Raw genomic sequence first — 18561 nt, forward strand, 5'->3', positions numbered from 1 at the left:
GAAATTTGTTCCCTCGCGCTAGACTTAATGGGAATCGAGTAGAGATATTAAATGTGAGAACACCGTGGCGTTTGTAGTAACTGATAACTGTATTAAATGTAAATATACTGATTGTGTGGCTGTATGCCCTGCTGATGCATTTTACGAAGGGCCAAACTTTTTAGCCATTAATCCCAACGATTGCATCGATTGCGACCTTTGCCCTATTGAGTGCCCCGCTGAAGCGATTTACCAAGAAGATAAGGTGCCAGAAGATCAAAAAGAGTTTATTAAACTCAATGCTGAACTTTCGCAAATATGGCCAAGAATAACAGATTTAAAAACGCCACCTGCCGATGCAAAAGAATGGGATGGCGTGCCTAATAAAATTCAATATTTGATTGTTGATGCTGACGACTAAATTATCCTGTACTTAACGCCGAAAAGTAGAAAATATAATCACTACCACGCTAGAAAGACTTTTTAGAAAAATTATTTTAGCAAGATCAACACACTAGTTTTACTGGCTAACTTTTAATGGCGAAACAGGTAAAATTGTCCATACTCAACAATAGCTACTGAAGTTAACAGAGTAAGCATTATGGTCGACAATATTAAAGAGGAACGCATAACTTGCCCTCACTGTGGGCACCATTTACGCGTAACATTAGATTTTTCGGGTGGTGATCAAGACTATTATGAAGAATGCCCAGCTTGTTGCAAAGAAATTCACTTAAACATGCATATCGACGAATATCGCCAAAAAGTACAACTGGCAATAGATAGTGACGACGAACAAGTTTTCTAATTGAATCGAAAGATACAAACGTTTACTAAATTTACATTCTGTTTTTCCCAAAATAACTTATGCTTGTGCATTGTGCTCTTCCCTAAAGACGATATGATTGCGGGGCAATCAAGCACCATTCTGACAAAAAGCATCACCACGATTAATAAATTTACGCTTATAAACTAGTAGCCATTAATGAAACCTAATAATTTTCTTCAAAATACCAAAAGCTTACTAAAGCTCGCTTATCCTATTTTAATTGCCCAACTTATCCAAAATTTAATGGGGTTTGCCGATACAGTGATGGCTGGCCGCGTTAGTGCAACAGACATGGCAGCGGTTGCCGTAGCCAGTAGCGTTTGGTTACCGCTAATTCTAACGATTTATGGTTTGATCATGGCATTAGCGACCATAGTGTCGAATCTTAGCGGCGCAAAAAAATTCGATGAAGTGGCTAAAGCTACCCACCAAACCGCATGGATTGCCATCGTATTAGGTATATCACTTATCGGATTGTTTTATCTTGCAAAGCCTTATGTATATCAAACATTCGGCTTAGATCCGCAATTAAAAGAGTTAATGTTTGATTACCTAAGTTTTGTTGTTTGGGGCGCACCGGGTTTTTGTTTATATATCGTGCTTAGAAACTATTCAGAAGGCTTATCGTTTACCAAACCAACCATGATAATTAGCATTATCGGTTTGCTCATTAATATTCCTGCCAATTATATTTTTATTTACGGGGAATTTGGCATGCCGGCGCTCGGCGGTGCCGGTTGTGGATTAGCAACAGGTCTCGTCTATTGGGTTATGTTTATTAGTATGTTGATATACGTACTCTTGGCAAAGCCGTTAAAAAAGGCACCATTGTTTAGCAAAATATATTGGCCAGAATGGCAAGGCATTAAAGAAATATTAACCGTTGGTGTACCTATTGCCTTATCTTTGTTATTTGAAGTGAGCCTATTTTCGGTGATCGCACTTATTATTGCGCCATTTGGTGTAGATATTGTCGCCAGCCACCAAATTACCATTAACTTTACCGGTATGATTTTTATGGTGCCATTAAGTATTGCGATGGCAGTTACCATAAAAGTGGGGTTTGCGTTGGGAGAAAAAGATCATCAACAAGCCAAAGATATCTGTAATAACTCCTATATTTTAGGTTTAGGTATTGCCGTGACCACAGCGTTATTTACCCTTGCTTTTAGAGAGTACATTCCAAGTATTTACACTAACGATGAAAACGTTATCGCCTTAGCCGCTAACTTAATGTTGCTAGGGGCCATGTTTCAATTATCAGATTATATTCAAGTAATTTCTGCCGGCGCGCTACGTGGCTACAAAGATACCAAGTCAATCTTGTATATCACCTTTATTTCATATTGGGTCATTGGTTTGGGTTTAGGTTCGATTTTAGGCTTAACCGATTGGATAGTGCCTTCGATTGGTGCCTATGGTTTTTGGGTTGGCATAATTTTAGGATTGACCAGTGCAGCCATTTTACTAGGCTGGCGATTAAAAGTTGTGCAAAAAAGATTAGCATCAAGCAGTGAATCCTTAAATGAATCATCGCAAGCTGAACAAAATTAACGCAGCCTGCTGCGTTAATAAGCAGTTAGTGAAAAAAGCCCTGATTTTTCATTAAAATTACTTGCAAGTTTTAAAGCTGCCCGATAACATAGCGCTCCGTTGAAACAATCAACGTTTACAAATTATTATACGTCCGTAGCTCAGTTGGTTAGAGCGCATCCTTGACATGGATGAGGTCGGTGATTCAAATTCACTCGGACGTACCAAATTCGATAAAAAGGCTGCCTTATGGCGGCCTTTTTGCTTTTTAACTTTTGCTTTTTAACTTTTGCTTTTTAACTTTTGCTTTTTAACTTTTGCTTGTAGCTTTTTACTTGTAGCTTCAAACTTTCAACTTACTGCTTGTAGCTTTTTACTTTTAGCTTCAAGCTTTCAACTTGCTGCTTGTAGCTTTTTTACTTTTAGCTTCAAGCTTTAAACTTCCACCGTTTAGTAGTAAGTTACATCGGTATATTAGGTACTAACAAGTATTGTTCATTTTTCTATTATCTTTGAAGTTACACTTTCTAAGGGTTCGCATTAATGTTTTCGACTTTATTTAAAACTCAACCTGTAATCGACGAATCTAGTCGTGATTGGATTTTTGATACTTTCGCTTGGTGTATACAGCACCTTGATGGTGATTTTTTCAAAAATAATAGCGAACTCATTTTACCTAACAATAACTTTTACCCTGGAAAAGTCAGCAGCGTTGAAGAAATGGCAGACGCTATTTTTACTAATACGCTCAAATATACGGGACTGTCTAACTGGCCAATTAAATTAGTCCCAGCAGAGCGTTATATTCAAAAACAAATACCTGCGCTTAGTTTTGACAAAAACCTTCGCGGTGAACACTGTAAAGTATCGTCTCAAGCCAGTTATACAATTAATGATGAAGAAATAGCACATACTATCGATATTGCATTTCACCCAAGCCAACTAAATCAACCACAAGACTTAATTGCCTATTTAGTGCAAAAGCAAGCCAGTATTTTAATTAGTCAGCAAAAAATTGCGCCTCCTGGCGGCAAAGAGACCTTAGCGCAAACCATCGATTTAGTTGCCTGTTTTATGGGTTTTGGCGTTATATTTGCCAATACGGCTTATCAATTTAAAGGCGGCTGTGGCTCTTGTAACAATCGTAATTTAAACCGACAAGCCGCCTTGCCTGAACTCGAAACTGTGTATGCATTAGCCTTATTTACCGTATTAAAAAATGGCGATATCAAACAGGTTAAAAAAGCGCTTAAATCTCATTTATACAAGCCATTTCGCCAAGCCCATAAAGAAATATCAACATACTTGCAGCAAGGTGCAGACACTAAACATGGCGCATTATTGCTTAGCTAAATAAACACGATAAAACTTTCACTGGTTTGACCCGAATCGTTTACAACTTTGTTTCATTTGCTCATAATGTGAATAAATAGCTGCTTTTACTAAGCAGCGTAAAATTATTTGTTCACTAGGAGTTTACATGGCCGAGCAAGCCCCTGAAGCAACACAGCCTGTATTAGATAATTTATCACCCACAGCGCTACTCAAAGACGAAATTAACCACGTTACCTCTATCTATAAAATCGCCATCGATTATTTAACCCAATATAGCTTTCAAATTATTGGCGCGATCATCATATTTTTGTTTGGCTTTTATATTTCAGGAAAAATTGCAGCTTTTGTACTGCGCGTATGTGAAAAGCACAAACTCGACATTACCTTAAGCCAATTTTTATCCAACACCACCAAAATGTTCTTAGTCGTGCTTATTACCATTGTTGCGTTAGGTAAGCTCGGTATTAGTATCACCCCGTTTATTGCCACCATTGGTGCTTTATCACTTGGCGTAGGTTTAGCGCTACAAGGCTTATTGTCGAACTATGCCGCCGGCTTTAATATTATATTGCTTCGCCCTTTTGTCGTTGGTGACACCATAGAAGTGCAAAATGTCAAAGGCATCGTCAAAGAAGTACTACTTGCTTATACCATATTGCGCGACGAAGACGGCGTGACAATTACGATTCCAAATAAGCACATTGTTGGTGAAATCCTGCAAAATTCAAAAAATGATTCTTTACTGGAATTAACCGTTGGTATTTCATATCAACATAATCCTATCGAAGTGGTTTCTCTGCTTGAAGGGGTCATTGCTGAGCTCAATATTTCGGGACAGCAAAAAGAGTTACTCATTGGTATTGATGAGTTTGCCGATAGCGCGATTAATATCGGAATCCGCATATGGACACCTACCGCAGAGCTTTACGCCAACAAATATAAAGCGTACCAAGCAATATACTTAGCACTTGAAAAAGAAAATATTACCATTCCATTTCCACAACGCGATGTACACCTTATTCAACCAGCGCAGAAAGTGGCTTCTTAATGTATTTATCGTAACCAACTTTTTTCACACTTTATTATTAAAGGCACGTATTAACGTGCCTTTAAATTATCTAACAAGCTTTATTATTGCTAAGCATAAAAGCTTAGCTTTCCTCCCCATTTAAATAAATTTTTATCCAAGTCAGCAAATTACGCAATTATAAGATATGCTTAATAAAACAAGACATATTTGATACTTGGAAACAATAATAAATGGCAACAGCACCAGATACCTCTCCACGCCAAAAAAAGTTCACTGGTTCTTTAGGAAACGAGCTTAGGATTTGGTTCTTATTATTAGCCTTAGTGCCCATCGCTATCATTTCATTTATCAGCTTTAATCAAACGTCAAAAAGCCTCACCGCAGCAGCTAAAAGTGAACTTGCTCATTCGGCTATGCTCAGCAAGGCCTTTATCAACAACTGGATGTATTACCGCCAAAAAGATACAACAACTCAAGCACAAGCAAAACATAATGTCGATTTAATTAGCGCGTTATCTGCGACGTGGCAAAAAAGTGGTTTGTCTTTACAAGAATTTGTTGTTAGCGACCGCTGGCAAGAAATTTCAAAACCTGCAAGTAACGAACTGACTTCGTTTATGCAGCAATACGATTATATTTACGATATTTTATTCATCGATACCCAAGGTAACGTACTGTTTACTGTCATCAAAGAGAATGATCTAGGTACCAATTTATTTACCAGCAGCGCACAACATCCAAAATTTGCTTACTCATTAGAGCGCACTATCAACCAAGAGCGCATCTCATTTTCAGGGGTTGAACGGTATCAACCGTCAAACAATACCGTATCGGGCTTTATCACTGCGCCACTTATCGACCACAACAATAATATTGCCGGTGTTATTGCCATTCAAATAACCTTAGAGCGCATTGCAAATGTTTTAAACAAAGCCACCTCTCGCTCAAACTCCTTAAGGCATTATTTAGTATCTAGCGATGGTTTACTTAGAACCCCTTATCAGCAAGGAAACTGGGGTGAAGTTTTAGAAAGGGAAATAACAACAGATCAATTTAACTTATGGAAATCTGAGCACATTACCAAGGCAAATCATCAAGATAATACCGAAGAACATGCTTTTGAATATATCGGGCCGAATGATAAGAAAGTCATTGGTATTCATCAATCAATTCCAATTGGCGAAATTGAATGGGCACTATTTAGTGAAATAAACCATGAAGATGCGCTAGCTTCAGCCCTACTGATACGAAACGTGACCTTTTTCTTATTTGCGTTAACCGTGATCATCGTCTTTATCTTAGCTAAAATAATTGCCCTAAAAATCAGTAAACCGCTAACCACGCTCGCCGAGCAAAGTTTAAAAGTCGCTAAAGACGAAGACAGTAGTGCAGTGTCAATCAATTCAAATAATGAAATTGGCCAATTAGCAGACGCCTTGAATTACATGGTTGCAACCAGACAAGCGAATATTGAGCAACTCAAACAAAGCAATAAGGATTCACAACAAATACTTTATGCCCTAAATGAACAAAAGTTTGCACTTGATCAACATGCCATTGTTGCGATAACCGACGTAAAAGGCACCATAACCTTTGCTAATAAAAAGTTTGCTGATCTCAGTGGTTACGAGATTGAAGAACTGATCGGCAAAAACCATCGCCTGCTTAATTCAGGAAAGCAAAGCAAAGAATACTGGTATGAAATGTACAAGGTCATTAAAGCAGGAAAAGTGTGGCATGACGAAGTTTGTAACCGTAAAAAAGATGGCAGCTATTACTGGGTAGATACCACTATAGTGCCATTTATTGGCGAAAATGGTAAACCCAAAAGTTTTATCGCGATACGAACGGATATTACCCGAAATAAAGAAATCGAACTTGCTCTGGCTGAAAACGCCAAGCAACTTGAACTTGTCGTTGCCAGTACCGATGTTGGTATTTGGGATTGGCAATTAGACGACAATGCCATTCGTTGTAATCAACGATTGTTCGAAATTTGCGGTTATGAGCCAACTGAAGATTCAATTATTACACTGGATATTTGGAAAAACATCGTTCATCCAGACGACTTAGCTCAATTTATACAAGTATTCGAGCGTGATTTAGTCAGCAAGAATACGACGTGCTCGGTAGAGCTGCGAATTAAACACAAGAATGGCGATTGGGTCTATGTCGTCGACAGTGGCAAGGTAGTTGAACGTAATTACAAAAATCACCCAACCCGCATGATCGGCACAGTACTCGATATTACGCCACTTAAGCTTGCCCAATTTGAACAAGAAAAAATTAATCAACAAAATAAAGTTAAACTGGCCGTTGCAGAAGAGTTATCTCAACCAACAAAAAAAGTTAAAAAACTTAAAAACTCATTAGCTGCCCTGCTTAATTTTGGCCACGCAGACTTTGAAAGTGAAGCAGGCATTTGCTTATACAACGCAGAATCAAAAGCCCTCAAGTTAACTGCATATCATGGTGAGCTTAGCCAAGCGCAACAAACAAGTATTGAGTCTTATTGCCAAAAAGACAGCCACTACCATCGCGTGATTAATTCAGGCAAGTTTTCGCTAGTAAGAAATGAATACAACGACGGTAGCCAGTATGTTTTTCCATTAGTTACTCATTCAGACAAAGCATCACAAAAACTTGGTGTTTTGTTTATTCATACCACCAGTCAGTCAATGCCTGATGAAGCAATTATGGTGTTACTACAAGAAATCGTCGATATGTTATCTATCGCGATTTTACAAGATAAAACCAGAAGCTTGTTGAAAAAAGCCTCGGTTGCAGCAGAGCAAAGTAGCCAATTAAAGAGTGAATTTCTCGCCAGTATGAGTCATGAAATACGAACGCCAATGAACGGCGTTTTAGGTATGTTAGGTTTGTTATTAGCGACAGATCTAAATGAAGATCAACGCCATAAAGCATCGCTTGCCAATTCCAGTGCGCAATCACTGTTAGTATTAATTAATGACATTTTAGATTTTTCTAAAATAGAGGCAGGCAAACTAGAGCTTGAATATATTGATTTTAACCTACGTGGCATGTTGGGAGAGTTTACTGAAGCGATGGCATTAAAAGCACAAACTAAGGGTTTAGAAATTGTGCTCGATGTGCAAAATGTTCAACAATCGATGGTAAAAGGTGATCAAGGTCGTATTCGACAAGTACTCACCAATTTAGTCGGTAATGCCATTAAGTTCACCCACGAAGGTGAAATAGTCATTCGGGCTCAAACACAAGATAGCGCCAACGAAAGTTTAATATTTCAATGCAGCATAGAAGACACCGGCATTGGCATTCCAGAAGATAAAACAGCAACTTTATTTGATACCTTTTCTCAAGTAGACGCCTCTACCACGCGAGAATACGGCGGTACAGGGTTAGGTTTATCTATTTGCAAAAGTTTATGTGAATTAATGGGCGGCACTGTTGATGTTACAAGTACGATCGGCGAAGGCAGCACATTTTCTATCACTATAGAAATACAACCAAGTGAGCTTTCGCAGCCGGTACTACCCAAGATTGATATCGGCGCCTTGCATTTACTCATTGTTGACGACAATACAACTAACCGACAAGTATTGCGTGGCCAATTAGAACTGTGGGGAGCAACCGTTACTGAGGCGTGCCACGCTAAAGAAGCCATTGAAATATGTAACGAACGTTACAACAGCGATCTCCCCTTTTTTGACGTTGCCTTCTTAGACATGCAAATGCCAGAAATGGATGGCGCCGAACTTGGCCAGTTAATACGTTCAGATGAGCGATATCATCATATGAAATTAGTAATGATGACGTCTATTGCACAAGGTAACGAAGCGGAATATTTCGCTAACCTTGGTTTTAATGCGTACTTTCCAAAACCGGCGACAACCTCAGATTTATTCGACGCACTTGCCGTTGTCGTTGACAATGGTGATACCTTAAAACAAGTTCCTATTGTTACCCATAGCTATTTGCAAACCTTAGCTCGCGACGAAAAAAGCGCCACCTGCCCTCAACCTGACAATAAAATTGCCGACATTGAGTGGACTCACCCACCTAAAATATTATTGGTGGAAGATAATCGAATTAATCAGCAAGTTGCGCTTGGTATTTTAAGTGAATTTGGTTTAGAGGCCGATATTGCAGCCAACGGTAAAGATGCCCTATATTTACTGCAACAGTGTACAAAACACGCACCGTACACCTTAGTATTGATGGACTGTCAAATGCCGGTAATGGACGGATATCAAGCGACCCAAGCGATACGTAACAGCGATGCAGGCGAACATAATAAAAAGGTAGTCATTATTGCAATGACAGCAAATGCAATGGAAGGTGATCGCGAAAAATGCTTGTCTGTCGGCATGGATGACTACTTATCAAAACCTATCGAACCAAACGATCTTTTTGAAAAGCTCACCTACTGGCAAAATAAAAATCATCACCAAAAAGCAAAAGTATCAACTAAAGCAGTAGCGAAACCACAGCCAGAGCAGCAGCCAGAAGTAACTAAAAAGGGGTTAGTCACCTTAGATAAAGAAGCCGTATTAAAACGTGTTAGCTCACGAGCTAAATTACTTACCATGCTTGTGAATAATTTTATCGAAGACGCACCAACGCATATGGACACACTTAACCAAGCCGCCAAACAAAACGATGTTGAACAGTTAAAGTTAACGGCTCACACCTTCAAAGGTATGGCAGGCAATTTAGGTGGGTTACGTTTGCAAGCAAAATCTGCAGAATTAGAACATGCGATAAAAAAAGGCGATATGAAAGAGATCATTTTACTGATTGAGCAATTACACATTGAATACCAAGAATTTAGTCAGCAACTGTCAATTTTTGAACAAGATGTCGCTAACAATGCATAAGGGTGATAAATTGCTGTGTTTATTTTTACCGCGTTATTTCACCCTAGTTACGCCATGCACAAAAAACGTTTACTGTGTACGAAATTCAACTTCAAAAGTTCAAAAGCTGCGAATATAAAAAATTAACTATTTGCTCGAATAAGAACATTGATATAATGCAGTCGCCGTTTATCAAGCAAACAATTTAATGAACTATATTTCAATTGAAGAACTTAAAAATGCATGGATTTTTAGACATAACAGCCTACCTGTTGCTGAAAAAGATCTAACTAAAATCAAGCCGATGACTGCTGCCCGCGCTAATACCCTTTGGGATGTTGCAATTAGCAGACAAGTTGATCACCCTGACTTTTTCAAAAAAGGCGACTGGCCAGTCGCAGATGGCGTGTGGTTTGACAATGGCAAGTGGGAAACCTTATGGGACAGTGACGAGCCCGACCTACCCGAGTTAATACTTTCTCAATTACACTGGGACAATAACACCGTGGTGTATTATTGCTGCAATCGAAACTACGTTATTGAAACGACATGGCAGGTATTTAAGCGCACTTGGAAAAACTTCTTATTTATGGACGATGGTGCATTACTTATAGGTAAAAAGCGCCAAGAAACAGTGCAATTTAATAATAATGGCTATTTCAAAATAGGTAAAAAAGCTAAGTAACCTGAGCTGTACGAGCTCAGGTTAAGTAACAATCGTAGCGATCTATGCGTCAACCTTAAACTGACCATGCTTTATAAAATGAAGGACTTGGTCTATTACCTTTGAATTTTTCATCATAAACGGGTGAGTCACGGGCATACTGATATGATCTGTCATGCCCGCCAATTTAGTGCTCTCAACCGTCACTTTGCCATCATCTTTACCGGGTAAAATAGCAGACAAAACAAGATTAACACTTCGTGTTCCAGCAATGATACCTAACTCAAATTTGGCTGAGCCAATTTTATTAGTAATACTCATATCACCAGTCCCCAATTGTAAACCAGCTGGGCCTGCGATTGCAGAAAACCCAGGGAAGTCTTGATAAGCATCTGCTGCTTCACTACCGTTATTAGGAGGCCCAAGCATGACCACCCGCCCTAAGTTTTCAATCACATGTTCACTTAAATAATAACGTACTAGAATTCCGCCCATGGAATGCGTAACAAAGTGCACTTTATCTGTTTGCTTACATGACTCAAGTGCTAAGCCAATCGCATTATTAGCAAGATTTTCCACACTATCTTTGCGTGAAGGATAATCATAATTAACCGCCAAAAAACCTTCCCGTGTTAATACCTGAGTTAATTTCTTCATATCGCGGTCACTTTTAGCTAAGCCGTGTAATAAAATCACGCAATCTTTGGCGGCAACTGTTTGACTAAAAACAGCTAAAATAATGACAACAATAATGTTAATCATAAAAACCCTTAAGGATTAGCTCCAGTGCCGACATAAAAGTAGTCAGAAAACTCTTCGATACTTTGCTCTGATAACCTTTTCGCCAAACCCGCAGTACCTGAAAATTTCATGGTAATGCGATGATACGCCATATGTTTGCCATGACGAACAAATTCAAGCGCCAAATTAAATACCTCTAACTCTATTGGGCCGGCAGGCGTTAACGGTTCGGTATTACTAATAATGATCTCGCTAATATCACCTGAACTAAGATTAAGCCTAAGTTTTCCAGTAAGTTTATCTTGTTGGTCGAGCATATCTTCAACCACCGGAATAAAAGTAAATACAGCAATATCGTTTTGTTGATGGCTAAACACTAACGACTGTTTTGCTATCATCGAACTTACCGGCTCTCTCACCTCGGCGATATCATCTTCGGCATTCCAAATTTCGTCAAATTCAGTTAATTGCTCAACCGTTGGCACTTTTCGGTCAACAAGTAATAATTTCCACTGTTGAGTTTTAGGGCGCCTTGGATCAAATTCACTTTTGACCACATCATAATTGCTATGTTGCGTATGAATATAAGACCAATGCGTGCTATTAATAGCATCAAGGTTTTTTATGGCAGTATGTGCCTTAACTAACATTGCCTCACTGGCATTTGTTGAGTAACTCAAACAAACTAAAAATATTAGCAACAATGGTTTTAAGGTGACTTTGTTTTTCATTCCTTTCCTTAAATCAACTTATGAACAAAAATTCATTCCATAAGTGTGGTATCAAAATCAGGCAATACCTGATGTTAGATTTTCAATATATTGGCTTAAAGCTAACAGTGAATACTGCAGTAATAGAAAACTAAATATTATATTTAATCTAGTTATTAATAATGGCATCACATCTTAAGGCGCAAATTACATCTGCAGAAAGACTCAGTTGCTTGAAATTTTTTAGCTTTAGCAGACTCCCCAATAAGCAGACATCCATTTTCATTCAATAACCTTAGTTACACTTTTTTATCATTCTACTCATTAATAAATGTAATTCAAACTAAACCCTTCTATGTAGTTCAGTAAAACAGCTCGTTGGCAAACATTACCAATTGCCCTGCAATATAAGTATCAAAATTTATTCAAAAAATGCTTGATCAATCACCCAAACAACTATACTGTATATTCATACAGTATAATTACGTATCACAAAGAGAGCTTGCTATGTACAACGTTAAAAACATTAAAATCAGCAACTTAATTAATGACACCAGTTTTTATATTAATAGAATGTTGGACATAGAAGACAATTGGTTTGACGAAATAACCATATCTAGCCACCAAGAACTGTCTGCACAATATGCAAATATTTGCCATCAATATCATCAAGAACGTAAGTGGATTTTAATGATAAACCCAGAAGAGGATTCATTAGAGCCGTTGTCTGATAATGAACAAATAGACGCAAGAAAAGTATTACGGGTGAACTCTAACAAAGATAAATTATGTATTGCCCCTATCAAAATGGCATTACAAAAAGGAAATTGTTCAGCTGTTATCGTCTCTAATAGCGATTTTACTCAACAACAAATTTCAGAGCTTATTAAAAGTGCGCAACGCGGCAAAACCCAGTGTATTGTGATTAACAAAAAAGCACTACACTAGAGCATGTTGATCTTTGGCGTATATTTTTGCAGCAGTATATTGCGTATTTATACAAGGCAGCGCCTATGCAGTGTGGTTGTTCCACATAAATAGGCGATAAAGACTTTATGCTCCTGCAAAGTCACCTTACCCCACATCCATGTGGGGCAACGTAGTGGAAATGCGCAATAAACGCTGTCATTAAGATTCGATTAACCGTGATTTACTCTGTGTTATAGCTCATTTATATAGAATAACTATACTTCAATCGCTATGCCTTGATTAAATCACGGTTAATTCGAACAAAATCTATACTACAAAGGTCAACACGCTCTAATAAAAACAGCGCACAGTTGTTTTATTTTTTACGGTTAAATAACGATAAGGTAAAAACTTAGGCTAGATACATGCAATAAGGTAAGTCTAAAAAAGCTATGGTAAAATCCCATACAGACTTAATAGCTTTATTGATACTCATATGAAATGCCCTTGTGGAACATCACGGCCCTTTGAACAATGCTGCTTCGCCATTCATAATAAAAGGCGCAGCGCATCATCACCAGAAGCACTAATGCGCTCGCGTTATAGCGCCTATGCAACGAATAACGCTCAATATATTTACGATACGTATGCAAGCAAGAGCCAAGCTCAACAGTCGATTGACGAGATACGTGAATCGGCATCCGACTGTCGCTGGCTAAAGTTAACCATTCATAGCAGTACCGAGGGTAATGATCTAACACAGCAATTGCCTACCGTTGAGTTCTCGGCTTTTTATCTTATCGATGATAAACTTTTTGAAATGCATGAACTTTCTAGGTTTGTGCAAGAACAAGGTGCTTGGCGATATTTAGATGGTGAAATAAAAGCAAACCACCAAGTAGCTCAGCTTAAAAGAAACGATCCCTGCCCGTGTGAAAGCGGCAAAAAATTTAAAAAATGTTGCAGTAAATAACACGCACATCTTCATTTAGATTAAGCGCGCATTTCATTGATGTAAAAGGTTAAGCATGTTTAAAGCAAGGGCAATACAAAGCGATGTTAACTGGCTAGACAATACTGGTGTAAAGATTTATACCATCGCCAGTCACTCAGGTTTAGTTGATCAGGCTAAGTACCAAACAAGGTTAAACTCAGTTAAGTCGTCGATTGATATTGATTGGCACACCACCCCAGCTTTTGCCATTTTTCACGATGGTGAAAGTCTCGATTACTTGGTTCTGGTTTGGTGGGCAAACGACAATGAATTATTTACCTCGGTATCTGTGAACACCGAGCAAGGTTGGCAAGAAAACCCCAAAAAATATTCATTTTGTTTATACGACTTAGAAGTGATGTGGCGTGAACGAAATATATATATCGATACTATCGATTGTAAAACACCTTCATTAGAAAACTATCAAAAAACACGTAATTAACGGTGAAAGACCTCAAGCGCTTTTAAGTATTGCTCTTTATCAAAAACAAAACCGTTAAAATCTTCATAACTCCAATGGCTGCCTTCAGACTTATTTCCCCTCTGTGGTTGCTCAAAATGCGTCCAAGATACTTTATTATTTGTGATACTAATATTACATAACAATGGCCAACAGCCAAAACATCCGCATGCACAATCAAGCAAGGTGCTTTTATCTTCGTTTTCGCCTTCGTCTGCTTCAATCAACCCTAAATAATAATCATGTGGATTAGATGGAAGAGTTAACGTGCCGTAGTTTCCTGCAATATCTGGGTGCCCTTCTTTTTCCGCCATTTTCATTTCAATCTTTTTCATTAATTCAGGTAATGGCCTACCGTCGATAATAATACTTACCGTTGAATATTCAAAACCGCCGTACTCTGTTTCTTGATTTATGTGAAAAGCTACTTTATTCAAATATACGCCCTCTATTTTACTGATTTATAGAAATATTATGGATGTTCAAAATTTCACGCCTAATTTTTGCCATACTTAATTTTGATACCAATAACACCGCACACTGGGATGAATAATATTGGTACGAGTATATTGGGTACAAGGAGGTTTGATATTAGTTGTAGATAAAGCAAAACAGCGGTAGTTAGCAGTAGTGAAGCCGTTAGAAGCAGCGACCATCCTAAATAATTAGCGGCTTTTTCAGGGTTGGTAAACCACTTATCATTCCATAAAGAAATTAAACCACGTTTTTGATTAATCGCCATAAAGTAGCCCGATAAAAAACAAGGTAAAACCCCAAAGGCGATCAAAAAAAGTGAAGCGACTGTAGATTCAGACATATACTTTCCTTGTAATAAATTCCACACTAACAAAATATGATGATGTGTTTGAGATAATATTTCATATTTTCATATTTTCATTTAAATATAAAGTTATGCAGATAATTTTATTGCACTAATGAACTAATTAACTAATGAACTAATTAACTAATTAACTAATTAACTAATTAACTAATTAACTACAGAAAGGAATACCTAAATGGTAAAAATAGTTAAAGAGAATATCGACCCTATATGCCCACATTGTGATAAAAAACGGGATAAACTAATTGAAGTGAATCGCGGTTGGTTTAGTGTGAATAGAGTATTTTGTTGCCCTAAGTGTCACAAAATAGTTGGCATGTCTGCTGGTGCTCAATAATAGCGCAGCTTAACCAATGTTATGCCGTTACTAAGGTCGACTTAACAATTGTTGTTTGCAAACTGTTAAGCCAATTAATGGCATCAAAGGCTAATCGAGAAGGTGTCGAGGTTTGGTTCTTGCTATGCTTTTTTTGGCAATGAATGGAGGTATTTTTCAATACCTGGCTTTCAATGTGTTTAGGATCATCACGAAATGCAATCGGTTTTGGCTTAACGGCATCAGCGAGCTTAATATCCAATAAATGGTTTTCAGCAACTTGCTGCGCTTGGTCAAAGCGCTTAATGTCATTAATTTCAGATAGTGCTAGTTCGGCTTGTTCAGGTAAAGCAAATTGACGCCGTAATAGTGCATCGGTAGATTCTATTTCAGGCGTATCACTTTGTGGTACTAAGAATTGGCTATGCTCTCGAACATCATCAGTTAACATTGCTAGCATCAAAGAAAAATCAGATCTTCTTTTTTGATGCACACATTTATTCAGCTCTTCGCCAAGCTGTAATTCGTGCGTTAAAATGTCTTTCGTTAATGTGTTAACAACCAAAGGTTTTCTACTTTTTTACTTCTGTTATTTTGTTATTTTGTTATCGGCTTTAACAAAATTTTCTAAAGCACTTTTGTGCAAATTTTTAATTTAATTTTCAGTAAACTAAAATACTAAACAACTAACGTTTAAAATTTATACAACACCCAATTTGCAATAATTCATCGTTAATTATTTGGCTATTAGTGTGCATTTAGTTAAAATCAATTAACGTTTAATTTCATCAGGCATAATATGCACGCCCTTTTAGAATATATTCCACTCGTCGTATTTTTCATTTTTTATAAATTTGCTGATATTTACTGGGCCACTGGTTCACTTATCGTCACCTCTGCACTGCAAATCGTTTATTACATGGTAAAGAAACAACCGGTACCTACGCGAAATTGGGTATTTTTTGGCTTAATCGCAGTATTTGGCGGTCTAACAATATTCTTGCATGACGACAGTTTTATCAAATGGAAAGTCACCATCATTAATTTTGTTTTTGCGTTAGCGTTAATCGTTAGCAACTATATGTTTAAGAAAAATTTAATTAAAAGCTTTTTAGGTGAATCATTAACATTACCCGAGCCAGTGTGGTCTAAACTTAACTTCGCATGGGCAGTATTTTTTGTTGTTTGTGGTGTGCTAAATATTTATATCGCCTTTAATTTTGATCAAGAAGTATGGGTCAACTTTAAAGTATTTGGCTTAACCGGCTTAACTTTCGTGTTTGCAATTGGTTCTGTTTTATCCTTGTATAAATATATGCCTAAAGAAGAAGACGAAGAAAAAGTTGAAGAATCACAAAAAGAAGAATCTCAGAACATCGAACCTCAGAACATAGAAAAAAATTAATTAATAACTTATAAAACACATATAAAACAACGGAAAATTTATGTATTACCTCATTTACAGTGAAGACGTTGAAAACAGCTTAGCTTTAAGGCTATCAGTTAGAGACAAGCACTTAGCACGTTTATCAGAGTTACAACAACAAGGCCGATTATTAGTTGCAGGACCATGCCCCGCCATTGATAGTGAAAACCCTGGAGATGCTGGCTTTACCGGTTCATTAGTCATTGCCGAGTTTGAAAGCTTAACACAGGCGCAAGCATGGGCTGATGTCGACCCATATATTGACGCCGGTGTATATAAAAACGTTACGGTAAAACCTTACAAAAAAGTATTACCTGCATAGAGAGTGCTTTGATGAAGCTTAATTCTTATACTTTAAGTTTAATGATTTCAGCCGCATTGTTTACCGGCTTTGCCCATGCAGCTAAAACCGTTGAAGATTGTCAGAAAAAAAAGGCATCTGCAACAGACTACGCTATGTGTTTAGATCGCGTACAAGAGCTCGTTGACCGCGAACTACAAACTTGGGTGAACAATCAGACTTTTGAACTAGAAGATTTATCACTTAGCTCAGGCAGAGGCACACCGCTTGAAATGTTTAAACGTTCTCAGCGAAACTTCCTCACCTACCGTGAAAACAATTGTCGTTGGCAGTACCTGGCAACAACACCCAGTACTGAAGCGGCTAACGTATATAAGATGTGTTATATCTATTTAAGCAAAAATAGGATCAAAGAATTAAGCTTGCAAAAACCCATTGCAATAAACAAAGAAAGCGCTAATTAGCGCTTTCTTTTTATCTGATTATTTTTTAATTAAAGTTCTATGCAATCGCTAATATTATTAGCGAGAACAACTTAGGCTTTCTCATCAGTCATTTCTATAGCAGCATGCTGCTCTACTTGCTCGTCAACATGATCATCACCTGATAATAATACCGCTAACCAATGCCCTTCCGCAGAATTTTCTAAGCCGATTTTAAAAATCATGGTCAAAGGTACAGATAACAACATGCCAGCGGTGCCCAGTAGCCAGCCCCAAAAGATTAACGATAGAAATACGACAAGTGTCGATAAGCCTAAACCTTTTCCTAAAAATCGAGGTTCAACCACATTGCCCATCACGGTATTTATCGATAAATAACCCAGTCCAATAAGACCCGCAGCGCCCGGACCAAGCTGTAACACCGCTAGCGACATTGCTGGTACGGCTGCAATTATCGACCCGATATTGGGGATATAGTTAAGTAAAAACGCTAATACACCCCATAACAAATAAAAGTCGAGACCAAACGCCCATAGCATCAGTGACACACATAAACCTGTAGCAACACTTACGAGTGTTTTTATCGCCAAATAGTTATTAACCGACGATAAGAAGCGATCAATTTGTCCAAGGCGCATTGCCGGATCGTCCATTGCCAAATGAATTTTTCGAGGTAATGACGAGGCTTCAAACAACATGAAAACCGTGGTTAATAGAATAAGGAAAAGGTTTGCCATTACGCCACCAAGGCCACCCAAAATGTCGGTCGCTAAGCCCATTGCGGCGGCGGGGTCAAAATACTCAAGTAAAATTGCAGTAGAAACTTGAATATTATAGGTCGCAAGCTTTGCCGTTAACCATGAAAACTGCTCTTTGAGCTGCTCACGGTATTCTGGCAATAATTGCGAAAGCTCTGTCAGTGATTTGCCGACAAGACCACCTAACGATAAAGCGACAAAAACAAAAATGGCAATCACTAAAAATACCGAAATAATTTTAGGTACCTTGTATTCCGTAGCTTTAGCAACCAAAGGGTTAAAGATTATTGCAATAAAAATTGACAGTAAAAAAGGGACTAATATATTTGCAGCGGTTTTTATTCCTGCAAAAACCACAACAATTGCTGCTAAAATAACCAGCGCTTTTAAGACACCACTTTGGTCTACTTTTGCCATTCATATTTCCTTGAATAGTCACAAGAATACGTAAATC

Annotated in this window: 19 protein-coding genes and 1 tRNA gene; 14 read left to right on the top strand and 6 right to left on the bottom strand. The window is 37.9% G+C overall.

Annotation, left to right across the window (positions count from 1 at the left end; genetic code table 11):
- The first annotated feature begins 64 nt into the window (after positions 1 to 64).
- The 8 genes from fdxA to ACRRSQ_RS16260 all read left to right on the top strand — a co-directional run bounded on the left by fdxA (position 65) and on the right by ACRRSQ_RS16260 (position 10229).
- The gene (fdxA, locus tag ACRRSQ_RS16225) at positions 65 to 400 is read left to right on the top strand and encodes a ferredoxin FdxA (protein WP_440876812.1); all 336 of its coding nucleotides are present in this window, start codon (positions 65 to 67) and stop codon (positions 398 to 400) included.
- A gap of 180 nt (positions 401 to 580) precedes the next feature.
- Entirely contained in the window at positions 581 to 787 is a 207-nt protein-coding gene (locus ACRRSQ_RS16230) for a CPXCG motif-containing cysteine-rich protein (protein ID WP_440876813.1), read from the top strand.
- A 177-nt stretch (positions 788 to 964) separates the two neighbouring features.
- Complete coding sequence (locus tag ACRRSQ_RS16235) at positions 965 to 2362, top strand: MATE family efflux transporter (RefSeq protein WP_440876814.1); 1398 nt, start codon at positions 965 to 967, stop codon at positions 2360 to 2362.
- Between the two features lie 129 nt (positions 2363 to 2491).
- Positions 2492 to 2568 (top strand) — tRNA-Val (locus ACRRSQ_RS16240).
- 316 nt (positions 2569 to 2884) lie between these two features.
- A complete protein-coding gene (locus ACRRSQ_RS16245; protein ID WP_440876815.1) occupies positions 2885 to 3694 on the top strand; it encodes a hypothetical protein in 810 nt (269 codons plus the stop codon).
- Between the two features lie 127 nt (positions 3695 to 3821).
- On the top strand, positions 3822 to 4724 hold the full coding sequence (locus ACRRSQ_RS16250; RefSeq protein ID WP_440876816.1) for a mechanosensitive ion channel family protein: 903 nt from the start codon (positions 3822 to 3824) through the stop codon (positions 4722 to 4724).
- Positions 4725 to 4936: 212 nt separating this feature from the next.
- The gene (locus ACRRSQ_RS16255; RefSeq protein WP_440876817.1) at positions 4937 to 9565 is read left to right on the top strand and encodes a response regulator; all 4629 of its coding nucleotides are present in this window, start codon (positions 4937 to 4939) and stop codon (positions 9563 to 9565) included.
- Positions 9566 to 9752: 187 nt separating this feature from the next.
- The gene (locus ACRRSQ_RS16260; RefSeq protein WP_440876818.1) at positions 9753 to 10229 is read left to right on the top strand and encodes a DUF2947 family protein; all 477 of its coding nucleotides are present in this window, start codon (positions 9753 to 9755) and stop codon (positions 10227 to 10229) included.
- 42 nt (positions 10230 to 10271) lie between these two features.
- Here the strand turns inward: ACRRSQ_RS16260 and ACRRSQ_RS16265 are convergent, their stop codons facing one another.
- Together ACRRSQ_RS16265 and ACRRSQ_RS16270 are read right to left on the bottom strand one after the other, a co-directional pair.
- A complete protein-coding gene (locus tag ACRRSQ_RS16265; RefSeq protein WP_440876819.1) occupies positions 10272 to 10970 on the bottom strand; it encodes an esterase/lipase family protein in 699 nt (232 codons plus the stop codon).
- A gap of 8 nt (positions 10971 to 10978) precedes the next feature.
- The gene (locus ACRRSQ_RS16270; RefSeq protein ID WP_440876820.1) at positions 10979 to 11680 is read right to left on the bottom strand and encodes a hypothetical protein; all 702 of its coding nucleotides are present in this window, start codon (positions 11678 to 11680) and stop codon (positions 10979 to 10981) included.
- Between the two features lie 486 nt (positions 11681 to 12166).
- Between ACRRSQ_RS16270 and ACRRSQ_RS16275 the strand changes: the two genes are divergently transcribed.
- From ACRRSQ_RS16275 to ACRRSQ_RS16285, 3 genes are all read left to right on the top strand, one after another.
- Positions 12167 to 12607: a hypothetical protein gene (locus ACRRSQ_RS16275; protein WP_440876821.1), complete on the top strand. Its 441-nt coding sequence runs from the start codon at positions 12167 to 12169 to the stop codon at positions 12605 to 12607.
- A 457-nt stretch (positions 12608 to 13064) separates the two neighbouring features.
- Entirely contained in the window at positions 13065 to 13541 is a 477-nt protein-coding gene (locus tag ACRRSQ_RS16280) for a YchJ family protein (RefSeq protein ID WP_440876822.1), read from the top strand.
- A 55-nt stretch (positions 13542 to 13596) separates the two neighbouring features.
- On the top strand, positions 13597 to 14004 hold the full coding sequence (locus tag ACRRSQ_RS16285; RefSeq protein ID WP_440876823.1) for a hypothetical protein: 408 nt from the start codon (positions 13597 to 13599) through the stop codon (positions 14002 to 14004).
- Here ACRRSQ_RS16285 and ACRRSQ_RS16290 read toward each other — a convergent pair.
- From ACRRSQ_RS16290 to ACRRSQ_RS16300, 3 genes are all read right to left on the bottom strand, one after another.
- Complete coding sequence (locus ACRRSQ_RS16290) at positions 14001 to 14459, bottom strand: hypothetical protein (RefSeq protein ID WP_440876824.1); 459 nt, start codon at positions 14457 to 14459, stop codon at positions 14001 to 14003. The genes ACRRSQ_RS16285 and ACRRSQ_RS16290 overlap by 4 nt on opposite strands.
- Positions 14460 to 14518: 59 nt before the next feature.
- The gene (locus ACRRSQ_RS16295) at positions 14519 to 14839 is read right to left on the bottom strand and encodes a hypothetical protein (protein WP_440876825.1); all 321 of its coding nucleotides are present in this window, start codon (positions 14837 to 14839) and stop codon (positions 14519 to 14521) included.
- Between the two features lie 380 nt (positions 14840 to 15219).
- Positions 15220 to 15744, bottom strand: a complete 525-nt coding sequence (locus ACRRSQ_RS16300; protein WP_440876826.1) for a VC2046/SO_2500 family protein — start codon at positions 15742 to 15744, stop codon at positions 15220 to 15222.
- Between the two features lie 234 nt (positions 15745 to 15978).
- Between ACRRSQ_RS16300 and ACRRSQ_RS16305 the strand changes: the two genes are divergently transcribed.
- Genes ACRRSQ_RS16305 through ACRRSQ_RS16315 form a run of 3 tightly spaced genes read left to right on the top strand, consistent with a single transcriptional unit; the run spans position 15979 to position 17370 of the window.
- Positions 15979 to 16584: a septation protein A gene (locus ACRRSQ_RS16305; protein WP_440876827.1), complete on the top strand. Its 606-nt coding sequence runs from the start codon at positions 15979 to 15981 to the stop codon at positions 16582 to 16584.
- A gap of 40 nt (positions 16585 to 16624) precedes the next feature.
- Positions 16625 to 16927 (top strand): YciI family protein, encoded by a 303-nt coding sequence (locus tag ACRRSQ_RS16310; protein WP_440876828.1) that lies wholly within the window; start codon positions 16625 to 16627, stop codon positions 16925 to 16927.
- Positions 16928 to 16938: 11 nt separating this feature from the next.
- The gene (locus tag ACRRSQ_RS16315; protein WP_440876829.1) at positions 16939 to 17370 is read left to right on the top strand and encodes a lysozyme inhibitor LprI family protein; all 432 of its coding nucleotides are present in this window, start codon (positions 16939 to 16941) and stop codon (positions 17368 to 17370) included.
- Between the two features lie 71 nt (positions 17371 to 17441).
- Here ACRRSQ_RS16315 and ACRRSQ_RS16320 read toward each other — a convergent pair whose 3' ends face one another.
- Entirely contained in the window at positions 17442 to 18524 is a 1083-nt protein-coding gene (locus ACRRSQ_RS16320; protein WP_440876830.1) for an AI-2E family transporter, read from the bottom strand.
- Positions 18525 to 18561: the final 37 nt, after the last annotated feature.

This window comes from Thalassotalea sp. PLHSN55 (assembly GCF_052030545.1).
Taxonomy (GTDB): domain Bacteria; phylum Pseudomonadota; class Gammaproteobacteria; order Enterobacterales; family Alteromonadaceae; genus CANMXU01.